Here is a 19023-nt window from a genome sequence, read left to right as displayed (position 1 = left end):
ATCAGACCCGGACCCGGCTCTTTGAAAAACTATAAGGTTACCATGAATAAGTCAAGCGGCTATGCCGGGATCAAGGATAAGAGGTTGTTTAAAACCGGATGCCGGGATCCCTTTGGACAGCAGAGATGAAGAAGCAGTTCCGGATTTTTCCCCTGTATGGGAATGGTGATCACACCCGCTCTTTTTATTCCTGCCGTGGACTCGGGAACAATGGCAATGCCCAGGCCCGCAGAGACAAGGGCCGTTATGGTATGATAGGATTCCGCCTCCTGGGTGATCTCGGGGACAACCCCCTCTTTGGAAAAGATTTTCATCCACCCGTCAAAAAGTTCCGGCTGGATCTGCCGGGGAAAAAAGATCATGGACTCATCTGCCAGGTCCCGGATCCGGACCCGGCTTTTTCCGGCCAGGCCATGCCCGGCCGGAACCGCAAGCAGATAGGTTTCCCTGTGAACGGGAAAGGCTTCCAGGTCCTGGGGTTCCTGTCCGAAAAGCCGGACAACACCGGCATGGAGCCGTCCTTTCCGGATGTCAGAGAGCTGCTGCCGGGTGGTCATCTGTTTGAGACGGAGCTGAACATCCGGGCTGACCGATTTTAACCGGCCCAGGAGATCCGGTAAAAAGCTGTCCATTGCCGGGCCCACGTATCCCAGGGAAAATGACCCGGTTTTCCCCATGGCTGTCTGTCGTACCTCTTTTTTTGCGGATTCCATCATGGATAAAATATTTCCTGCATGTTCCCTGAGACACTGGCCGGCCTGGGTCAGGCTGACCCTGCGCTTGTTCCGGATAAAAAGCGCAACCCCAAGCTCCTGTTCCAGCTTCATGATCTGCTGGCTTAAGGGGGGCTGGGACATGTTCAGTTTTTTTGCGGCCCGGCTGAAGTGAAGTTCTTCTGCCACCATTAAAAAATATCTTAATATCCGTGTTTCCACTCTCCCCCCTTTGCCTTTGGAATTCAATTTTTTTTAATATGAATTTCATATTAAAACAATGATAAAAATATATTAGACATATTTTAATCAAGGTTTTAAAATTTAAAGAAATCGGTCCGAACCCGGACAGGTGATCAAGGAAGCATCAACTAAAGAAAAAAGGGAGCGTAAAATGAAGAAAAAGACAAGATATGAAATTGGATGGGAAAATCTCATGCAGATTGACGGCAAAGCCGGGGAAAGAGTTGTGGAAAGCCTGAAAGAAATTGCCCCGGACCTGGCCCGGTATACAATTGAATTCCCCTTTGGAGACGTCTATGACCGGCCGGGCCTGGATCTGAGGGCAAGGGAGATCGCCACCCTTGCCGCATTGGCAGCTCTTGGAAATGCCCGGCCCCAGCTCAAGGTTCACATCCACGGAGCCCTCAACGTGGGGGTGAGCCCGGAAGAGATCATCGAAATCATGATTCAGATGGCGGTGTATGCCGGATTCCCAGCCGCCATAAACGGGGCTCTGGCTGCCGGGGAAGTCTTTGGGGAACGAAAAGAGGGGGCTGGACAGAATTAGAACCTTCTGACGAGCCGAGACTTCCAAGGATCCGCATAAAAAATACCCGGCAGGCAAGGGGCGTCCACTCCATTCTCCCCGGCCTGTCCATGGGCTGTTGGGCGGCATATCCCGTTCCAGTGCCTCACCTGCCTTCTGCCTGGGGTGAATCCGTTCAAATGCACAGCCCCTGATAAAAATTCATTGGCGCCTGGATTTATCCCCCTCATTCTGGTATAAAAAAAGTTTGCTTTATTTAAGGCAGTTAAACAAGACTGCCCCCACTGAAATCTATGAATGCGGATGCAGGGATGAAAATTTTTACATATCCGTCAGCAGAGGCGGAAAAAAGGGTGCAGGAGACCATTGACCGGGGCCTTGGATTTTCCCGGGAAGATTACGACAATGTTCTCGCCTATATAGAAGAGGTAAAGGCAAGGGGAGACCAGGCCCTTGTGGAGTATACCAATCAATTTGATTCCAAAGCCGTGACCATCGAGACCCTGAAGGTGTCTGAACAAGAGTTCCGGGAGGCCATGACCGGCCTCGAACCTGAATTCCTCAGGGCTCTGGACCGGTCGGTGGCCCAGCTTACCCGGTTCCATGAGCGGCAGAAGGAAAAATCCTGGATCGACACCCCGAGAAACGGGGTGATGCTGGGGCAGATGGTGCGCCCCGTGGATGCCGCCGGGATCTATGCCCCGGGGGCCAAGGGAGGGAAAACCCCCCTGGTCTCCTCGGTGCTCATGGGCGGAATCCCGGCCCGGGTGGCCGGGGTGGACTCCATTGCCCTGATGACCCCGCCCATGGAAAACGGAAAAATCAATCCCCATATCCTGGCCGCAGCCCAAAAGGTCGGCATCACCTCGGTGTTCAAGGCCGGAAGCGCCTGGGCCATCGCGGCCCTGGCCCATGGTACGGATCTGGTTCCCCGTGTGGATGTCATTGTGGGGCCGGGCAATATTTACGTGACCCTGGCCAAGAAGATTGTGGCCGGGACCGTGGGCATTGACATGATCGCCGGGCCCAGTGAGATCCTCATCATCGCAGACGGTGCAGCCAATCCCGAGTATATTGCCGCAGACCTTTTATCCCAGGCCGAGCACGATGTCATGGCATCGGCCATCCTGGTCACCGATTCCCGGGAAGTGGCCGACCGCACTGTACAAGCCCTGGAAACCCAGCTCAACAGCCTAAGCCGGAAAGAGATCGCCGGGCCGTCCATCCGGGATTACGGGGCTGTCATGCTGGTGCCGGATATTGAAACCGGGATCGCCCTTTCCAACCGACTGGCGCCGGAGCATCTGGAACTCATGGTCCAAGAGCCTTTTAATTATCTGGACCAGATCCGGAACGCAGGGGCCCTGTTCCTGGGATCCCATACCCCGGAGCCCATGGGCGATTATATTGCCGGTCCCAACCATGTGCTGCCCACGGCCGGTACGGCAAGATTTTCCTCGGCCCTGGGGGTGGAGCACTTCACCAAAAAGACCAGCCTGATCCATTACTCCCAGGGAGCCCTGAAGGAAGAGGCCGATGACGTGATCTGCCTGGCCGGTATCGAAGGCCTGGATGCCCATGCCAATTCCGTGAGGATCAGAAAATAAGAAGCCTTGACCAAGTCGTTGATTTTAAACTATATACACCCTTTATTCTAAATATTAACCACTAGACCCTAGAAAAAGAACATGCAGACCATAAGAGGTTTTAGAGATATCCTGCCCGAGCATATCGGCCTGTGGCAGAAAGTGGAACAGGAAGCTGCCGCCCTTTTTACGGCATTCGGGTACCGGGAAATCCGGATACCCGTCATTGAAAAGACCCAGCTCTTTGCCCGGAGTATCGGGGAGGCCACGGACATCGTTGAAAAAGAGATGTATACCTTTGAGGACAGGAAAGGGGACAAACTGACCCTGCGCCCCGAGGCCACAGCCTCCATTTCCCGGTCCTATATCCAACACAAGATGTATGCCGTGGATCCGGTGCGGAAATTTTTCATGATCGGCCCCATGTTCCGGAGGGAAAGACCCCAGAAGGGGAGATACCGTCAGTTTTACCAGATCGATGCCGAGGTCTTTGGTGTGGAGTCCGCCTATATCGACTCCGAACTGATCTTCCTGCTCAATGAGTTATTCAAACGCCTGGGCCTCACCGGCCTTACCGCCCATATCAACAGCCTGGGATGTCCCGAGTGCCGGCCGGCCTTTCAAAAGGCCCTCATGGATTTCCTGGGGGACAGGAAAGAGGTCCTCTGCGACAACTGCACAAGACGGATGAAAAAAAACCCGTTGCGCATCCTGGACTGCAAGGTGGAAACCTGCAGACAGGCCCTTGAGGGGGCACCGGCCACCGTGGACCATCTCTGCCCTGCCTGCGAGGATCATTTCAATATTGTCCGGTCCACCCTGGAAAACCAGAATGTGGATTTTTCCGTGGACAAATCCCTGGTCCGGGGCCTGGATTATTATACCCGGACCGCCTGGGAAATCCAGACCAGCGCCCTGGGCGCCCAGAGCGCCGTGGCCGGCGGGGGACGGTATGACGGACTGGTCAAGGAGCTGGGAGGCCCCCAGACCCCGGCCATCGGCTTTGCCATCGGGTTTGACCGCCTGGTTGAGGTCATGGACCAGCTGGGAAAGGCGCCTAAGGAAGAGCCTTTGGACCTGTTCATCCTTCCCCTGGGGGAGGGGGCCATGGAAAAGGCCTATGCCTGGTCCTGTGAACTCAACCTTCTCGGCATCACCACCCAGACCGACTTCAGGGGAAGGTCCATGAAAAGCCTGATGAAAAGGGCCGACAAACTCAATGCCCGTTACGTTCTCATTGCCGGGGAAAGCGAACTTGCCGAAAAGAAGCTGATCCTGAGGGATATGAACACCAAGGACCAGGTTAATATTGCCATGGACTGCCTGGCAGACGAGCTGAAAACGATTTTTAAAAAGAATAATAAAGGATAAACCAGGTGACAGATCTACTAGGAAAGATGAAACGGACCCACTTCTGTTCGGAGCTGAGAGCAGAAGATGTTGACAGGGAAGTAATATTGATGGGATGGGTCCAGCACCGCCGGGATCACGGCGGGGTTGTTTTTGTTGACTTAAGGGACCGGGAAGGCATCACCCAAGTGGTGTTCAATCCCACAATTTCCCCTGAAGTCCATGAAAAGGCCCAGGAAATCAGAAATGAGTACGTCCTGGGAGTCCGGGGAAAGGTGGCGGCCAGGCCGGCCGACATGCTCAACCCCAATATGGATACCGGGGCCATTGAAATCCTCGTTCAGGAACTGAAAATCTTCTCCCGGGCCAAAACCCCGGCCTTCCAGATCGAAGATCATGTGGAGGCTTCGGAAAATATCCGGCTCAAGTACCGTCACCTGGACCTGCGGCGCACCCAGCTCAAGAACAATATCCTGGCCCGGCACAAGGCCACCATGGCCGTGAGAAACTATCTGGACAACAAGGGTTTCATTGACATTGAAACCCCGTTTCTGACCAAATCCACCCCGGAAGGGGCAAGGGATTATTTGGTTCCCTCCCGGGTCAACCAGGGCCAGTTCTATGCCCTGCCCCAGAGCCCCCAGCTCTTCAAGCAGATGCTCATGATCGCAGGGTTTGACCGGTACTACCAGATCGTCAAATGCTTCCGGGACGAAGACCTCCGGGCCGACCGCCAGCCCGAGTTCACCCAGATCGACATGGAGCTTTCCTTTGTGGATGAAGACCAGATCATGGAAATTGCAGAAGGGCTGATCACAGGCATCTTTAAAAATGTCCTGGGGCTGGACCTGGCTCCCCCTTTTCCCCGGCTCACCTATGACGAGGCCATGGAGCGGTTCGGCCTGGACCGGCCGGATCTTAGGTTCGGACTGGAACTGTGCAATGTATCCGATATTGTCAAGGACGCCAATTTCAAAGTTTTTGCCAGCGTGGTCAAAAACGGGGGCCTGGTCAAGGCGGTTAATGCCAAGGGATGTGCCTCCTTTACCCGGCGGGAGATCGACGAACTCACCGAATTTGCCGCTGTATACCGGGCCAAGGGCCTGGCCTGGATCAAGATCAAGGAAGATCAGTGGCAGTCTCCCATTGCCAAGTTCTTCACCGACGACGAAAAAGAGGCCCTGAGGCAGCGGCTGGATCTTGAGCCCGGCGATATTGTTTTTTTCGTGGCAGACCAGCCCAAGATTACCAATGAGGCCCTGGGCCAGCTGAGAAACGAATTGGCCCGGCGTCTGGGGCTGATCTCCGATGACGAATTCTGCTTCACCTGGGTCACGGATTTCCCCCTGCTGGACTACGATGAAAATGAAAAGCGGTACCAGGCCCTTCACCACCCTTTTACCTCCCCCAACGAGGAAGATATCGACAAGCTTGAAACCTCTCCCCTGGAGGTGAAATCCAGGGCCTATGATCTGGTGCTCAACGGCATTGAGATCGGCGGCGGCTCCATTCGTATCCACGACACCCAACTCCAGCAGAAGGTCCTCGGCTGCCTGGGCATAGATGAGGCAGAGGCCCGGGAGAAATTCGGCTTTCTTTTGGAGGCGCTGGAATCGGGTGCCCCGCCCCACGGCGGCATCGCATTCGGTCTGGACCGGCTCATCATGATTCTGTGCAAGGAAGATTCCATCAGAAACGTGATCGCCTTTCCCAAGACCCAGAAGGCCACCTGCCTTCTGACCGAGGCTCCTTCCGAGGCCGGTGTTGCCCAGCTCCAGGAACTGGCCATCCGGATTTCCAAGGTGGTGGAGAGTTGAGATTTCAGAACTAGGAAAAAATATTCCTTTTAATATCCAAAAGGGCTGCCCGGTATTCAACCGGACAGCCCTTTTTTTAATCCTGGCGCAGACGACAGAGCAACCCGGGAGCAGCGGCTGTTTTCGCCGATGCTCCTTGTCGCAGTTCTCGCTTTTATAAAGCTTTTATAAAAAAGGTGAAATAAAAATCAGACTCTTTTCCGTTTGACCTGAAGAATGGGGGTATTAAACACCAGGGCCGACACATCGTCGTCCCGTTTGACCTTTAACTCGAGGGAATCCTTGTCAATTTCAAAGTAGTTTGAAATCACGTCCACGATGTCTTTCTGAAGATCGGTCAGGGTGGTGTCGTTGACCTCGAGTTTATCGTATATCAAGGAGAAATGGAGCCTTTTTTTGGCTGCATCCTTACTCTTTTTCTGACTGGTAAACCGCTTAAATAATCCGCCTAACATTGAGAATTCTCCTTATTGTGTTATACCCAGTGTCCTGGAGATCTTATTCCACATACTTGTCTTATTCGAGGGAACCTCAATGGGCAGATCGGTTTCACCGTCCAGCCTCTTTGCAATCCGCTTAAAGGCCTGGCCGGCTTTGGAATCGTTCTGAAGAACAAGGGGGGTGCCGGTGTTGGATGAGATCAATACCTTTTCATCCATGGGGACAAGGCCGGCAAGCTCTATGGAAAGGACCTCCAGCACGTCATCGTGGCTGAGCATCTCTCCCCTTTCCACCCTTGCCGGCTCAATCCGGTTGACAATGAGTTTGGGCTCCAGGGAACGGGAATAGAGCAGTCCAATGACCCGGTCGGCGTCCCTGACCGCAGACACATCCGGGGTACAGACCACCAGGGCCTCGTCAGCACCGACAATGGAATTTTCAAATCCCCTTTCAATACCGGCCGGGGAATCCATGATCACATAGTCAAATTTTTTACGCAGATCCCTGGCCACCCGCTCCACCCCGGCCGTGGTGAGCACGTCCTTGTTGTCGCTCTGGGAAGCGGGAATCAGGAAAAGATTGTCGATTCTTCTGTCCCGGATGGCGGCCTGGCTGATCTTACACCGCTGCTGGACCACATCCACGATATTAAAGACGATCCGGTTCTCCAGGCCCATGACCACATCCAGGTTTCTCAATCCGATATCCATGTCCACAATGGCCACCCGCTTGCCCTCAAGGGCGAGCGCCGCCCCGATGGAAGAGGTTGCGGTTGTCTTGCCAACGCCGCCTTTACCCGATGTTACGACAATGATTTTTCCTTCCAATTCACACCTCAATCTTTAATTTATATTTATACCGCCTCCGGCCACGGCATCTTCCTGAAGGGACTTGCCTTCATATAGTCTCTGACAATAATCTTGCCCTCTTCAACATAGGCAAATTCCGGACGGTCCTGGACTTTTTCCTCGGAGCCGGCGGCCGAGACACTCCCGATCTTGATATGGGTGGGATTGAATTCAAGGGCAAACACAATGGCATCGTTGTTCCCGGGACTGCCGGCATGAACCTTTCCGGAAAGCTTGCCCAGCACGATCACGTCCCCTCCGGACCGGATTTCCGAACCGGGATTGACATCTCCTGTGATGACCACGTGTTTTTTGGTGTCGATCTTCTGGCCGGACCTGACCCGGCCCCTGAGCATGAGCACATCGCTCCTGTGGTGGTTCCAGCCCCTTGACACGTCCCGCTGGCGGATTCTGGCCGTGGGGATTGATCTTTTCTTGGGCGGGGTGGATACCCGGCCCACTTCAAATTTTTCAATCAGGCGGGCCTTGATGCGGTCAATGAAATCCTGCTGCCCCTGCTCCTCTCCCAGATCCAGGACAACGCTGGCATTCACGGTAAGATGCTTTAATTTTTTAAACAATTTGTCTATTTCTGCAGTCAGGACTTCTTCAGGATGGGAAGGATCAATGGTCACCCATAATCCCCCTCCGGCTCCTTTCAGTTTCACAGGTGCAGGGGTGTCAAAATTAATCATCTTTGTCTGCCAAATAATTAAAATAATATTATTTGGGGGAATATAGGCAATCGATATACCAGTGTCAAGAACTGAATCGTTTTGAAGCCCGGAAGGAAAAAACAGGGATGATTATTCCAGGACTTCTCTGATTTTATGGGAAAAATCAATGACGGAATAGGGTTTGAGGATATAGCCCTTACAGCCCTTTTTGAGCATTTCCTGGGCTTTGTCATCAATGGAGTACCCGGTGGACAGGAGAACCTTGATGTCGGGGTTGAGTTTTTTTAATTTTAAAAAGGTTTCAAGCCCGTTCATCTCCGGCATGATCATGTCCAGGATGACTAGGTTGATCTTCTCCTTTTTCTTTTTATAGATCTGGAGGGCCTCCTTGCCGGAGTTGGCCGTAATCACCTTATAGCCCAGGGCCTTGCAGATCTCTTTTCCAACGGTGAGGATGCGCTGTTCATCATCCACCAGGAGAACGGATTCATTGCCCAGGACCAGCTTCTGGTCGGCAGAGGGAAAATTCACATTTTCCAGGGGCTCGGCCAGGGGAAGGATAATGGAAAAGGAGGATCCCACATTGGGGGAACTCCATACGTCAATGACGCCCTTGTGGTTTTTCACGATTTCCCTGGCAAAGGTCAGGCCCAGGCCTTTTTTATCGGGATGGTTTTTATGGTCGGCAGAGTAAAAGGGTTTGAAGATATTTTCCAGGGTATCCCTGTCCATGCCGATACCGGTATCGGTTACCGTGATCTTTGTAAACAGACCGCTTTCAAGGCCGTAGGCCTTTGCCGTTCCGTTCATCAAGTTGGCCGATTCCGTGGAAATGGAGAGCTTTCCCCCCTTGGGCATGGCCTGGAGGGCGTTTTCAAGGAGGGCGTTAAAAGCCTGGCAGATCTTATCCGAATCCGCCTCTATGATCAGGGCGCTGGAATCCAGGCCCACCTCAAGGATCACCCCTTTGCCCCTCAGGTTCAGGTGCTCAACGATCTTTCGAACCAGGCGGTTTACATCAATGGAACTGGTATAGTACTCGTCTGCCTTGGCAAACCCCAGAAGCTGGTTGGCGATTTCAGAGCCGCTGTCAATGCACTGGATGATCTGTTTGATATGGATATAGAGCGGATCAGACGGTTTGACACTGTTCATCATCAGGGATGCATGCCCCTTGATGGCGGTCAGAAGGTTATTGAAATCATGGGCAATACCTCCGGCCAGGGCCTCAACCGCGTCAGATTTTTCGTTTTTTAAGTGAATATGCTCCATTCTGTCATACCCGAATCAAAGTAAAATTTACCGCCAATATGCGGATCATGCGGCATAATAAAAAATTTTTCCAGGTTTTTCAATCGGAAACCTTTCTTTTTCTTGTTTTTTCTTGACAAAACCAATCAGGCCTTTATAATCCTCCCATGATCTTGTTCTTGTACATAGAAACAAAACAGAACCCACCCTGCGCCCGGGACTATTTTTTCCGGTTTTATTGCTGGCGGACCCGCCGCATCTGCAGAGGGGATTCTGTCTGACATTTTCAAATAACGGACATGACAAAGGCTGCAGATAAAGACTGCAGCCTTTTTATTTTCAGGGCTGAGGTCTTCAGGCCTTTTTTATTGCCCAAAATATGGATTGCTGATAAAACACCATAAAATCGGAGGGAACCATGCTCATCGTAATGGAAAAAGGATCAACCGAAGAACAGATCCAGGCAGCTGTAAATACCATTGAAAAAAGAGGCTACACGGCCCGGCCCATCCCCGGGGGAGACCGGGTTTCCATTGGAATCCTGCACAATAAGGGATCCGTGGATGCGGCTCATTTTCTGGGGCTTGACGGGGTCAAAGAGGTGATCCCGGTGACCAAGCCCTATAAGCTGGTCAGCCGGGAGCTTCAAAAAGAGAACACCCGGATCAAAGTCGGTGATGCTGTTTTCGGTAACGGCTCCCTTCCCGTCATTGCCGGCCCCTGCGCCGTTGAATCCCGGGAACAGATTTTGTCCATTGCCCGGTCCGTAAAAAAGGCCGGCGCCAAGCTTTTCAGAGGGGGGGCATTCAAACCCAGAACATCTCCATACTCTTTCCAGGGCCTGGGAGAAGAGGGACTTCAATACCTTGCCCATGCCCGGGAGGAAACCGGACTTCCCATTGTCACAGAGGTCATGGACGTTGAAAACTTTGATATTGTGGAAGAGTATGCCGATGTGGTGCAGATCGGCACCCGGAACATGCAGAACTTCAGCCTGCTCAGGAGGGCCGGTAAATCCAGGAGGCCGGTTGTTTTGAAAAGGGGCATGTCCGCCATGCTCCAGGAATGGCTTATGGCTGCGGAGTACATCATGGAAGAGGGAAATCCCAACGTCATCCTCTGTGAACGGGGGGTCAGAACCTTTGTCCGCCACTCCAGGAATACCCTGGACCTGTCCGTGGTTCCGGCCGCAAAAAAGGAAAGCCATCTCCCTGTCATCGTGGACCCCAGCCATGCTTCAGGGGTCCGGGACCAGGTCGTACCCCTTGCCTGCGCATGTGCGGCCCTTGGTGCCGACGGGATCATGATCGAGGTCCATAACAACCCGGACGAGGCCCTAAGTGACGGTGCCCAGTCCCTTTACCCCAAACAATTTGCCGATGTCATGGAAAAAATCAACGCCATCCATGCCATTGTCGGACAAAAATAATGAAAAAATTCCAGGTCAACGGTCTCATGGGACTCTCCTCCATTTATGTGGGGGAGAGCCTGTCCAACGTTAAAGAGTATCTTCCGGACACAGAGCCTGTCATCATCACCGATTCAAATATCAGGGATCTTTACCAGGACAGGTTCCCCAAAGGACCCGTCATCACCATCGGCACCGGAGAAAAAATCAAGACCCTTCACACGGTGGAGTTTATCTTAAGAGAGTTGATCCACCTGGGGTGTGACCGGTCCAGTTTTATCCTGGGCATCGGGGGGGGGATTGTCTGCGACATCGCCGGATTTGCCGCATCCGTTTTCCTGCGCGGGGTCAGGTTCGGATTTGTATCCACATCCCTGCTCTCCCAGGTGGATGCCAGCGTGGGAGGCAAAAACGGGGTCAACCTGGATTCCTTCAAGAACATGGTGGGGGTTTTTAACCAGCCCGAGTTCGTCATCTGCGACATGGACATGCTGGCCTCCCTGCCCAAGTCCGAGATCTCCAACGGCCTGGCCGAAATTGTGAAACACTGCCTGATTTCCGACCCGGACATGCTCTCCTTTATGGAACAGAACCGGCAAAGGGCCCTGGACCTGGACCCGGATGTGATTTCCCGTTTGGTGGCCGATTCCGTGGACATCAAGTCCAGGGTCGTCCAAAGGGATGAAAAAGAGGCCGATGAAAGAAAAAAACTCAACCTCGGCCACACCATCGGCCATGCCATAGAAAAAATCGACCAAAAGGGACATGGAAGGGCCGTGGCCCTGGGCATGAAGGCCGCCGCCCTGTTTTCAATGGACCGGGGCTATATCTCCCGGGCAGACGTGGACAGGATCGTGGATTTGTTGGAAGGCCTTAACCTGCCCACGGATCTTGACCATGATGCCGACCAGATCATCCGGGCCGCGGCCAGGGACAAGAAAAAGCAGGGTTCGGACCTCTTTTTCGTCTTTCTGGAAGCCCTGGGAAAGGCCCGGGTGGAAAAAATCGCCTATGAAGAGATGAACCGGTTTATCCGTTCCATCTTCAAATAACCAAAGATTAAAGTCCGCCGGCCGGAACGGCCAACGGCTGCCCAGCCTAAGACTTTTGCCTGCTATTCCATCACCACCAGTCTGAACCCGATGGTCTGATCTTTTATTGCCTGAATCACCCCGGATCTTCGGCTGCATCCCAGTCCCTGGACATTATCGGCAAAGGAGCCGCCCCGGACCACCCGGGCCCTCCCCCCTTTCCTGCGGACCGGATTCTTCTGTTTATGATGATCGTAGGCCTCCTCGTCATAGACATCCCGGCACCATTCCCTGATATTTCCACCCAGATCAAAGATCCCCAGATCATTGGCCTCAAAACTTCCCACCGGGGAGGTTCGTCCCCTGAAGTTTCCGGCATCGCAGGTGCCGCAGTTTTGCCGGGGCCTGAAATCTTCCCGGCCCCAGGCAAAGGGAATTTTCCTTCCCTGGTTTCTGCAGGCATATTCCCATTGGGCTTCCGTGGGCAGGGCAAACCGGGTTGAACTCCTTTTATTCAATTTTCGGATAAAAACACGGACATCATCAAAGGAGACCTTTTCCACGGGAAACTCCCCCCCTTTTCTGAACCGGGAGGGATTTGTTCCCATGATCTCTTCCCACTGGGCCTGGGTAACCTCAAACCGCCCCATCCAGAATCCGTCCAGGCATACCCGGTGAAGGGGGGCCTCATCTTTGCCGCATCTGCCTGCATTTTCATGGCAGCCCATTTTAAAGCATCCCCCGGGTACCCAGACAAAGGGGATACCTCCGGCCCGCCGGACCTCCCCGGGATCATGTTCGGGCAAAGAGTCCTCATCCGGGAAAAGGGTGCATTCCCCCGGATACCGCCACAGCTCCAGTTCATCCCATAGTTTTTTGGCCTGCCCGGATCCCATATTCCAGGCTTTTTCAGCCCAGCACCGGGCCTTAAAAGGATCCTTGAGAACCCCCTTTCCGTCGTAATAGGCCCGGACCAGCCTGCACATGGCCTTTGTATCCCCCTGCCTTGCCCGGTCAATCAAGGGGCTGGCCTCCTGGGAGAACCTCTTTTGTGAGGCTTCTGCAAAACAAGAGACGACACACAGACAAAACAAGGCCAGGCAGATCAATTTAAGAATAGAATATCTCATTTTCCCCCATGAATTTCCTGTCCATCCCGGATCTGGGTTTTCAATTTGGAAAGCACCCCCCGGCTGATTTCCTCGATCTGAGGATTGAATTTTTCCATGTCCGATTTATCCGCATACCGACCCGGACCGCTGCCGGTCAAGGAGACAATATCCTTATGCCATTCATATCCGAGATTCAAAAAAATCTTTTTAAGCCGGGTGTTAAGGGCTTTTGTAGAATTGATACTGCCTGAATTTTCCAGGAACCAGGCCCGGGGGTCATATTGATCTATATTTGCCAGGACCTCTGAAACGGCCGGGGCCATATCCTTATCAGGCGCTGCCATCCCGGTCCGGGGATTGATGATATCCATGTTCATTCCGGCGGTGGCCGTGGACATCACACAGGGAAGATCAGACCGAAAATATTCATACACGGCGCGGCAGCCGTTCTCCTGAAGAGCCAGATGAACTCCCAGCCGGCATTGCCTTAGATAAGCGGGCACTTCCCTTCGCAGGATATTGGCAACGACCACGGCTCTTTTCTGCAGTCCCCGCTGCTGGATATCCTGACGAAGACAACGGATGTTTCTCTCTTTTCCCTGGCCCAGAAACAGCACCTTCGCCTTTTCGAGCAAGGGATGGGACATGAGATCCAGCATAAATTCATGCCGTTTTCGATCCATCTCATCAAAGGTGTTGTTGAACACGATATCATAATTTTTGTCCTTCCCCCGGACCCCGGAATCGTCGGCGTTGCCGGCATCTGTTTCAAGATAATCCCCGTGGGCAAGGTGTGTGGTCATGATGCCCGATTGACTGCCCAGGAAATCGGCATCCTCCCTGGATGCCGCACCAAACAAGACCGGATCTTCCAGCCCTGAATAAATCCGCATCCAGGAGTGGCGGAAGTTAATGCCTGCAGCAGGCTCAACATAGATAAAATAGTCCCGGCTGAGTTCCTTTAGCAGCCCGGGACAGAAAAAAAAGAGATAGGGCATGGAAAAAATTCTGAGAACGCCTTTTTCTCCCGGCGGTTCAGGGGCTTTCAACACCTGGGAAAAACTTCTGAGCTTGAGTTTCAACAGATCTTTTTTAACCAATTTCCGGTGAATAATATCTTTTTCATTTTCAAGAAAACTTTGGACCTCGGGATCTTCTGAAAAATTTTCACACAGGAGCTCCAGCCATTTCCACTGGCCGGGAAAGGGCAGAAGCCCCAGAAAAAGCATGGCCTGCATGGCAGCAAAAGTCGGTGAATCGGCCGGCTCTTGGGAAAGAACACTGCCTTGGCCGGAATAGGATTTTTCAATTGCCGTCTTCTCAAACCTTTCCGCCCGGCGGTTGAAGCCTTCATAAACCCATAAAATCCCCCTGGATTCCTCCAATTGGGGGCGGCACCAGAAAAGCAATGTCACCAATGCCTTTTTCAGCTCGTACCGGAGTTCTTTATAATACTGCGCTTTGGAGGGATCAAAGAGCCGGCCTGAATCAGAAAGAATGAAAAAATTTTCCACCAATGCCAGAGAAGTAAAAAAATCCCTTTTATCCGTCTTCATTTTTTCCATTGATATGCTCTTTTGGATTTCCGTTTTAGATAAAATTTTCCCAAATCCTTTTGTATCCCAAAGCATTTCTCATTATACGAAAAAAACCAGGGTATGGTTGACCGGGACCTGGCTAAAGAGTATGGTATAGGCTGTCCCTGTTATAATTGTTTTTATCAATACTACAGAAGTCTTGACCATTTGGAAAGAATATTCGCCGGAGTCTTTTGCCGTGAACATCCCCCAGAATCACAATATCCTGATGTACTCCCATGATACTTACGGACTGGGACATATCAGAAGAACCATGGCCATTGCCGAACATTTGAGAGGACCGGACAGAAACGTCCTCATTCTCACCGGAACCCCCCTGGCCGGACAACTGACCTTTCCCAAGTATGTGGATTTCGTAAGAATACCGGGGATGATCAAAAAAGCCAACGACGAATACTTTCCCCTGACCATCCGGATAGATCCCCAGCAGGCCCTGGAGATCCGGCAGAGTATTATCATGGCAACGGTTCAGACCTTTAAACCCGATCTCTTTATTGTGGACAAAGAACCCCAGGGGCTTAAAAGGGAAGTTATGCCGGCCCTGGGCTGGATATCGGAAAATCTCAAAAAGACAAAAACCGTCCTGGGCATGCGGGATATCATGGATGATGCCGAGACCGTGAAGTCGGACTGGGAAAAAAAAGAGATCTATGCCACCATTGAAGATCTTTACTCGGAGGTCTGGGTCTACGGCGAAAAGAAAATTTACGACCCGGTAAAGGAATACGATATCCCGGAATCCATTGCCAAAAAACTATTCTTTACCGGTTATATTCCCAGGAAAATACCCAAAGACTCTGCTGCCGAAGAACTAAGACTCCAGCTCAATGTGATGACAAATGAAAACCTGGTCACGGTAACCACCGGCGGAGGCGGAGACGGGTTTCATGTCCTGGACTCTTATCTGAAGATGCTGGAAAAAATGAAGGCCCAATCCATTCTGCCTCCCTTTCAGACCGTATTGATCACCGGTCCGTTTTTATCCAGCAATGACAAGGATGAAATCCTGGGAAGAGCCAGAGACCTGGAGATCCTCTCCTATGATTTTTTTTCAGACATGGAAACCCTGATTGCCGCCTCGGATATCATCGTGTCCATGGGAGGGTACAACACCATGTGTGAGGTTCTTTCCTCCAGAGCCATGTGCCTGGTCATTCCCCGGGAAACCCCCAGAAAGGAGCAGTTTATCCGGGCCAAGGCCTTTAACCGGGACGGCCTGGTTGAATTTATCCCCTGGACCCGGCTCAACCGGGATAACCTGGAGGAAAAATTGCTGATCATGCTTGAAAACAAGGAACTCTTCGCCCACAACCTGGCCGATTTTAATATGAACGGAATCAAGAATATCCGCCAGCGCATTTCACAATTCTGGAACTCTAAAAATGAATGCCGATAAACCTGCCCTGGGAATGATCCTGAAAGGATATCCCCGGATATCGGAAACCTTTATCTCCAATGAAATTCTCCTGCTGGAGTCCCTGGGATTCAAGGTCCATATCATCTCCATGAGACATCCCCGGGAAAGCTTCAGCCATGCCAGCATTAAAAAGATCAGAGCCCGGGTGGATTATCTTCCCTCCACCATCATGGAAAACCTGATTCCCCTGGTCTATCACAACCTGATCCTGGCCGTGAAAGAGCCAAAACTTTACTTCAAGGCCGCCAAAAAGGCAGTCACCCGGTGGCTCCGAACCCGGAAATCCGCCACCCTCAAACACCTTCTCCAGGCAGGCTTTCTGGTCAACAAGGTTCTGCCGGGAAAAAACATCGTTCATTTTCAGGCCCATTTTGCCCATTCCCCCACATCCGTGGCCCTGTTTTCAAGCCTGTTAAGCGGTATTCCCTTTTCCTTTTTCGGCCATGCAAAGGATATTTATACATCTGATACCCGCCAGCTCAGGGAAAAGATAGCCATGGCAAAATTTGTGGTCACCTGCACCCGGTACAATAGAAAATACCTGTCCAAACTGGCCGGAGAAGCTCAAACCCCAGTTTTCTGCGTCTACCACGGGATCAACCTGGATTATTTTTCACCGAAAAACGGCTCCCGGCCATGCTCGCCCCCCTACAAGCTGCTCACCGTTGCAAGGATGACCGAAAAAAAGGGGCTGGACACCCTGTACCAGGCCCTGGCCATTTTAAAGGAAAAAGGGTTAAAATTCCGGCACTATTTAATCGGCGACGGAGACGATCAGGAAAAAATAAAGACCTGGATTAAAACCCTCGGGCTTGAAGATGTCACCGAGCTTTGCGGTACCCTGGCCCATGAGGACGTCATCCAGCACTATGAAAATTCAGACCTCTTTGTCCTGGGATGCAAAATCGCAAAAAACGGAGACAGGGACGGGATCCCCAATGTCATGGCAGAGAGCATGGCCATGGGCCTGCCCGTGGTGGCCACCGATGTTTCAGGGATTCCCGAGTTTCTTGAAGACCGGGTTTCCGGAATCATGGTTCCCCAGAAAGATGCCCCGGCCCTGGCCCGGGGCATCCGGACCGCATTGACCGATGAAAAATTAAGACAGCAGGTCTCTGCCGAGGCCAGAAAGAGGATCTCCCGGGATTTTGACAACCGGGTTCTGATCCGGGACCTGGCCAGAATTTACGCTGCCCAGATCCCGGCCCTGGGAATGGATCCGGACGTGAAAGACCAGGAATCCACTCTCCAATGAAAATCGCCTTTTATGCCCCGTTCAAGCCCCTGGGCCATAAAAACCCCTCCGGAGACCTGGCCATCGCCCACGGCCTTGTTTCCTTTCTGGAATCCCGGGGCCATGTGGTTTCCATTCAAAGCCGGCTGCGGGCCCGGTGGATCTATTTTAAACCCCGGCTCTGGCCGCATCTCTTCCGGGACCTGGTCCGGTCTTTGAGACGGCTGAGAAAGGACCGGCCCGACCTCTGGCTGACCTACCACACCTATTACAAGGCCCCGGACGTGCTGGGGCCGGTGATCTGCAGGATACTAGGCCTCAAGTACATACTTTTCCAGGGCATATACTCCACCAAGCGAAAAAGACGGTTCAAATCCATCTTCGGATTTTACCTGAACCGCATGGCCCTGAACCGGGCCGACCACGTATTTACCAATAAATTGTCAGACTTGAAAAACCTGAAACGCATCATTGCCCCGGAAAGGCTTTCCTATATCCGGCCCGGGATCAGACCCCTGAATTTTAAAGGGGATGAATCCGCTGGAACCGCCTGGAAAAAACAATGGAACCTTCCGCCGTGCCCGGTGATCCTTACGGCGGCCATGTTCAGGGACGATGTCAAGACCCGGAGCCTGGCCTGGCTGATCCAATGCCTGTCCCTGCTTGTGAATCAAAACATCCCCTTCCACCTGGTCATTGCCGGTGCCGGAAAAATGGAAGGCCGGCTCAGGCGGCTGGCCCAACAGCTTCTCCCAAACCACCACACCTTTGCCGGAAAGATCCCCAAAAACAAGATGGCCGGCTTTTACAGCTCAGGCGACCTCTTTGCCTTCCCCGGCATCCGGGAATCCCTGGGCATGGTCTTTCTTGAGGCCCAGTCCTGCGGCCTGCCAATTGTGGCCTTTGACAACGGCGGAATTCCCGAGGTCATGAAAAACAGAGAGACCGGATTCCTGGTTCCCATGTACGATGAACAGGCTTTTTGCCGGGCCCTCATCCTTCTGCTCTCCCATCCTGAAGTCTGTAAAACCATGGGGGCCCGGGCAGAAAAATATGTGGAAAAGAACCATGACCTGTACAAAAATTATCAACTCTTTGAAGAAAAAATGATCCGGGCGGTGGTGAAATGATTCATTTTTCCCTGATCCGCCACGCCAGAACCCAGTGGAACCTGGAAAAAAAAATCCAGGGCCGGAAAGACCTGCCCCTCTGCCCCCAGGGAGAAGAGGATGCCCGGATCTGGGCCGAAAATCTGGCCGGTCAGTCCTTTGACCTCATCCTGGCCAGCCCCCTGACCCGGGCCGGGCAGACGGCAAAAATCCTTGCCGCCGGGCTGGAGCTTGAAATCGAATACGATAAGGATCTTGTGGAACAGGACTTCGGCCTCTGGGAAGGTTCCAGGATAAAAGATTTGCGCCGGTCCTACCCGGAGGAGCTGGAACACCAGGAAGCCCTTGGATGGGAATTTAGGCCCCCCAAAGGAGAGAGCCGGACCCAGGTTCTGAACCGGGGCCTTGCAGCCCTGGCCAGGGCTGCTGAAAGATTTGAGGGCAGAAACCTTCTGGTGGTCACCCACAACAGCATGATAAAATGTTTGACCTACCATGGCCTTGGCAGAGGGTTCCTGCCGGAGGAACCCGGGGTGCTCAGGCCCTGCCATGTTCACGGGTTTGAATGGGATCTTTTCATCAAGCCCACGGGACTGAACCGCATGAACCTGATGAAAAGCGCAAAAGCAAAAAAGGACGGATCCTGAATCGGACCGACCCTG

General features: G+C 52.6%; 17 protein-coding genes. 10 read left to right on the top strand and 7 right to left on the bottom strand.

Translation table 11 applies throughout. From position 1 onward, the window contains the following. Nucleotides 1-59: 59 nt before the first annotated feature. Nucleotides 60-935, bottom strand: a complete 876-nt coding sequence (locus tag F608_RS0112955; protein WP_022666073.1) for a LysR family transcriptional regulator — start codon at nt 933-935, stop codon at nt 60-62. Nucleotides 936-1107: 172 nt separating this feature from the next. On the opposite strand from F608_RS0112955, the gene F608_RS0112950 reads away from it, so the two are divergent. The 4 genes from F608_RS0112950 to aspS all read left to right on the top strand — a co-directional run bounded on the left by F608_RS0112950 (nt 1108) and on the right by aspS (nt 6235). Continuing rightward, nucleotides 1108-1503 carry a carboxymuconolactone decarboxylase family protein gene (locus F608_RS0112950; protein ID WP_022666072.1) on the top strand — a complete coding sequence of 132 codons (396 nt, stop codon included), beginning with the start codon at nt 1108-1110 and terminating at the stop codon, nt 1501-1503. Nucleotides 1504-1793: 290 nt separating this feature from the next. Beyond that, the gene (gene hisD, locus F608_RS0112945; protein WP_027362712.1) at nt 1794-3089 is read left to right on the top strand and encodes a histidinol dehydrogenase; all 1296 of its coding nucleotides are present in this window, start codon (nt 1794-1796) and stop codon (nt 3087-3089) included. Nucleotides 3090-3170: 81 nt separating this feature from the next. After that, the gene (gene hisS, locus F608_RS0112940; protein ID WP_022666070.1) at nt 3171-4439 is read left to right on the top strand and encodes a histidine--tRNA ligase; all 1269 of its coding nucleotides are present in this window, start codon (nt 3171-3173) and stop codon (nt 4437-4439) included. A 5-nt stretch (nt 4440-4444) separates the two neighbouring features. Beyond that, on the top strand, nt 4445-6235 hold the full coding sequence (gene aspS, locus F608_RS0112935) for an aspartate--tRNA ligase (RefSeq protein ID WP_022666069.1): 1791 nt from the start codon (nt 4445-4447) through the stop codon (nt 6233-6235). 188 nt (nt 6236-6423) lie between these two features. Here aspS and minE read toward each other — a convergent pair whose 3' ends face one another. From minE to F608_RS0112915, 4 genes are all read right to left on the bottom strand, one after another. Continuing rightward, the gene (minE, locus tag F608_RS0112930; RefSeq protein WP_022666068.1) at nt 6424-6690 is read right to left on the bottom strand and encodes a cell division topological specificity factor MinE; all 267 of its coding nucleotides are present in this window, start codon (nt 6688-6690) and stop codon (nt 6424-6426) included. Between the two features lie 12 nt (nt 6691-6702). Next, nucleotides 6703-7503 (bottom strand): septum site-determining protein MinD, encoded by an 801-nt coding sequence (gene minD / locus F608_RS0112925; protein WP_022666067.1) that lies wholly within the window; start codon nt 7501-7503, stop codon nt 6703-6705. Between the two features lie 26 nt (nt 7504-7529). Then, nucleotides 7530-8219, bottom strand: a complete 690-nt coding sequence (locus tag F608_RS0112920; protein WP_022666066.1) for a septum site-determining protein MinC — start codon at nt 8217-8219, stop codon at nt 7530-7532. Nucleotides 8220-8330: 111 nt separating this feature from the next. Next, the gene (locus F608_RS0112915; RefSeq protein ID WP_022666065.1) at nt 8331-9473 is read right to left on the bottom strand and encodes a hybrid sensor histidine kinase/response regulator; all 1143 of its coding nucleotides are present in this window, start codon (nt 9471-9473) and stop codon (nt 8331-8333) included. Between the two features lie 397 nt (nt 9474-9870). On the opposite strand from F608_RS0112915, the gene aroF reads away from it, so the two are divergent. Together aroF and aroB are read left to right on the top strand one after the other, a co-directional pair. Then, nucleotides 9871-10881: a 3-deoxy-7-phosphoheptulonate synthase gene (gene aroF, locus F608_RS0112905; protein ID WP_022666063.1), complete on the top strand. Its 1011-nt coding sequence runs from the start codon at nt 9871-9873 to the stop codon at nt 10879-10881. Further along, nucleotides 10881-11912: a 3-dehydroquinate synthase gene (gene aroB / locus F608_RS0112900; protein ID WP_022666062.1), complete on the top strand. Its 1032-nt coding sequence runs from the start codon at nt 10881-10883 to the stop codon at nt 11910-11912. Before aroF ends, aroB begins: the two co-directional genes overlap by 1 nt. A 62-nt stretch (nt 11913-11974) precedes the next feature. Here the strand turns inward: aroB and F608_RS34775 are convergent, their stop codons facing one another. Beyond that, the gene (locus tag F608_RS34775) at nt 11975-13021 is read right to left on the bottom strand and encodes a formylglycine-generating enzyme family protein (RefSeq protein WP_022666061.1); all 1047 of its coding nucleotides are present in this window, start codon (nt 13019-13021) and stop codon (nt 11975-11977) included. Continuing rightward, nucleotides 13018-14568, bottom strand: a complete 1551-nt coding sequence (locus F608_RS0112890) for a glycosyltransferase (RefSeq protein WP_022666060.1) — start codon at nt 14566-14568, stop codon at nt 13018-13020. The genes F608_RS34775 and F608_RS0112890 overlap by 4 nt, the downstream gene beginning before the upstream one ends. Nucleotides 14569-14779: 211 nt before the next feature. On the opposite strand from F608_RS0112890, the gene F608_RS0112885 reads away from it, so the two are divergent. From F608_RS0112885 to F608_RS31775, 4 genes are read left to right on the top strand one after another with little or no spacing between them, the layout of a single operon-like run. Then, complete coding sequence (locus tag F608_RS0112885) at nt 14780-15997, top strand: glycosyltransferase family protein (protein ID WP_022666059.1); 1218 nt, start codon at nt 14780-14782, stop codon at nt 15995-15997. Beyond that, on the top strand, nt 15984-17273 hold the full coding sequence (locus F608_RS31780; protein WP_022666058.1) for a glycosyltransferase family 4 protein: 1290 nt from the start codon (nt 15984-15986) through the stop codon (nt 17271-17273). Before F608_RS0112885 ends, F608_RS31780 begins: the two co-directional genes overlap by 14 nt. Next, nucleotides 17270-18382 carry a glycosyltransferase family 4 protein gene (locus F608_RS0112875; protein ID WP_022666057.1) on the top strand — a complete coding sequence of 371 codons (1113 nt, stop codon included), beginning with the start codon at nt 17270-17272 and terminating at the stop codon, nt 18380-18382. Before F608_RS31780 ends, F608_RS0112875 begins: the two co-directional genes overlap by 4 nt. Further along, nucleotides 18379-19008 carry a histidine phosphatase family protein gene (locus F608_RS31775; RefSeq protein WP_022666056.1) on the top strand — a complete coding sequence of 210 codons (630 nt, stop codon included), beginning with the start codon at nt 18379-18381 and terminating at the stop codon, nt 19006-19008. Before F608_RS0112875 ends, F608_RS31775 begins: the two co-directional genes overlap by 4 nt. The last annotated feature ends 15 nt before the right edge of the window (nt 19009-19023 follow it).

Source organism: Desulfospira joergensenii DSM 10085, from assembly GCF_000420085.1.
Classification (GTDB): domain Bacteria; phylum Desulfobacterota; class Desulfobacteria; order Desulfobacterales; family Desulfobacteraceae; genus Desulfospira; species Desulfospira joergensenii.
Note: the sequence above shows the minus strand (reverse complement) of the source record. Positions and strands in the feature narration are given on the sequence as shown.

Bases quoted from the DNA above. Each gene is read 5' to 3' on its own strand.
- F608_RS31780 (WP_022666058.1), top strand. From the start codon at position 15,984: ATGAATGCCGATAAACCTGCCCTGGGAATGATCCTGAAAGGATATCCC.
- minE (WP_022666068.1), bottom strand. From the start codon at position 6,690: ATGTTAGGCGGATTATTTAAGCGGTTTACCAGTCAGAAAAAGAGTAAG.
- hisS (WP_022666070.1), top strand. From the start codon at position 3,171: ATGCAGACCATAAGAGGTTTTAGAGATATCCTGCCCGAGCATATCGGC.
- F608_RS34775 (WP_022666061.1), bottom strand. From the start codon at position 13,021: ATGAGATATTCTATTCTTAAATTGATCTGCCTGGCCTTGTTTTGTCTG.
- F608_RS31775 (WP_022666056.1), top strand. From the start codon at position 18,379: ATGATTCATTTTTCCCTGATCCGCCACGCCAGAACCCAGTGGAACCTG.
- F608_RS0112915 (WP_022666065.1), bottom strand. From the start codon at position 9,473: ATGGAGCATATTCACTTAAAAAACGAAAAATCTGACGCGGTTGAGGCC.
- F608_RS0112890 (WP_022666060.1), bottom strand. From the start codon at position 14,568: ATGGAAAAAATGAAGACGGATAAAAGGGATTTTTTTACTTCTCTGGCA.
- F608_RS0112875 (WP_022666057.1), top strand. From the start codon at position 17,270: ATGAAAATCGCCTTTTATGCCCCGTTCAAGCCCCTGGGCCATAAAAAC.
- hisD (WP_027362712.1), top strand. From the start codon at position 1,794: ATGAAAATTTTTACATATCCGTCAGCAGAGGCGGAAAAAAGGGTGCAG.
- aroF (WP_022666063.1), top strand. From the start codon at position 9,871: ATGCTCATCGTAATGGAAAAAGGATCAACCGAAGAACAGATCCAGGCA.
- F608_RS0112920 (WP_022666066.1), bottom strand. From the start codon at position 8,219: ATGATTAATTTTGACACCCCTGCACCTGTGAAACTGAAAGGAGCCGGA.
- aroB (WP_022666062.1), top strand. From the start codon at position 10,881: ATGAAAAAATTCCAGGTCAACGGTCTCATGGGACTCTCCTCCATTTAT.
- F608_RS0112950 (WP_022666072.1), top strand. From the start codon at position 1,108: ATGAAGAAAAAGACAAGATATGAAATTGGATGGGAAAATCTCATGCAG.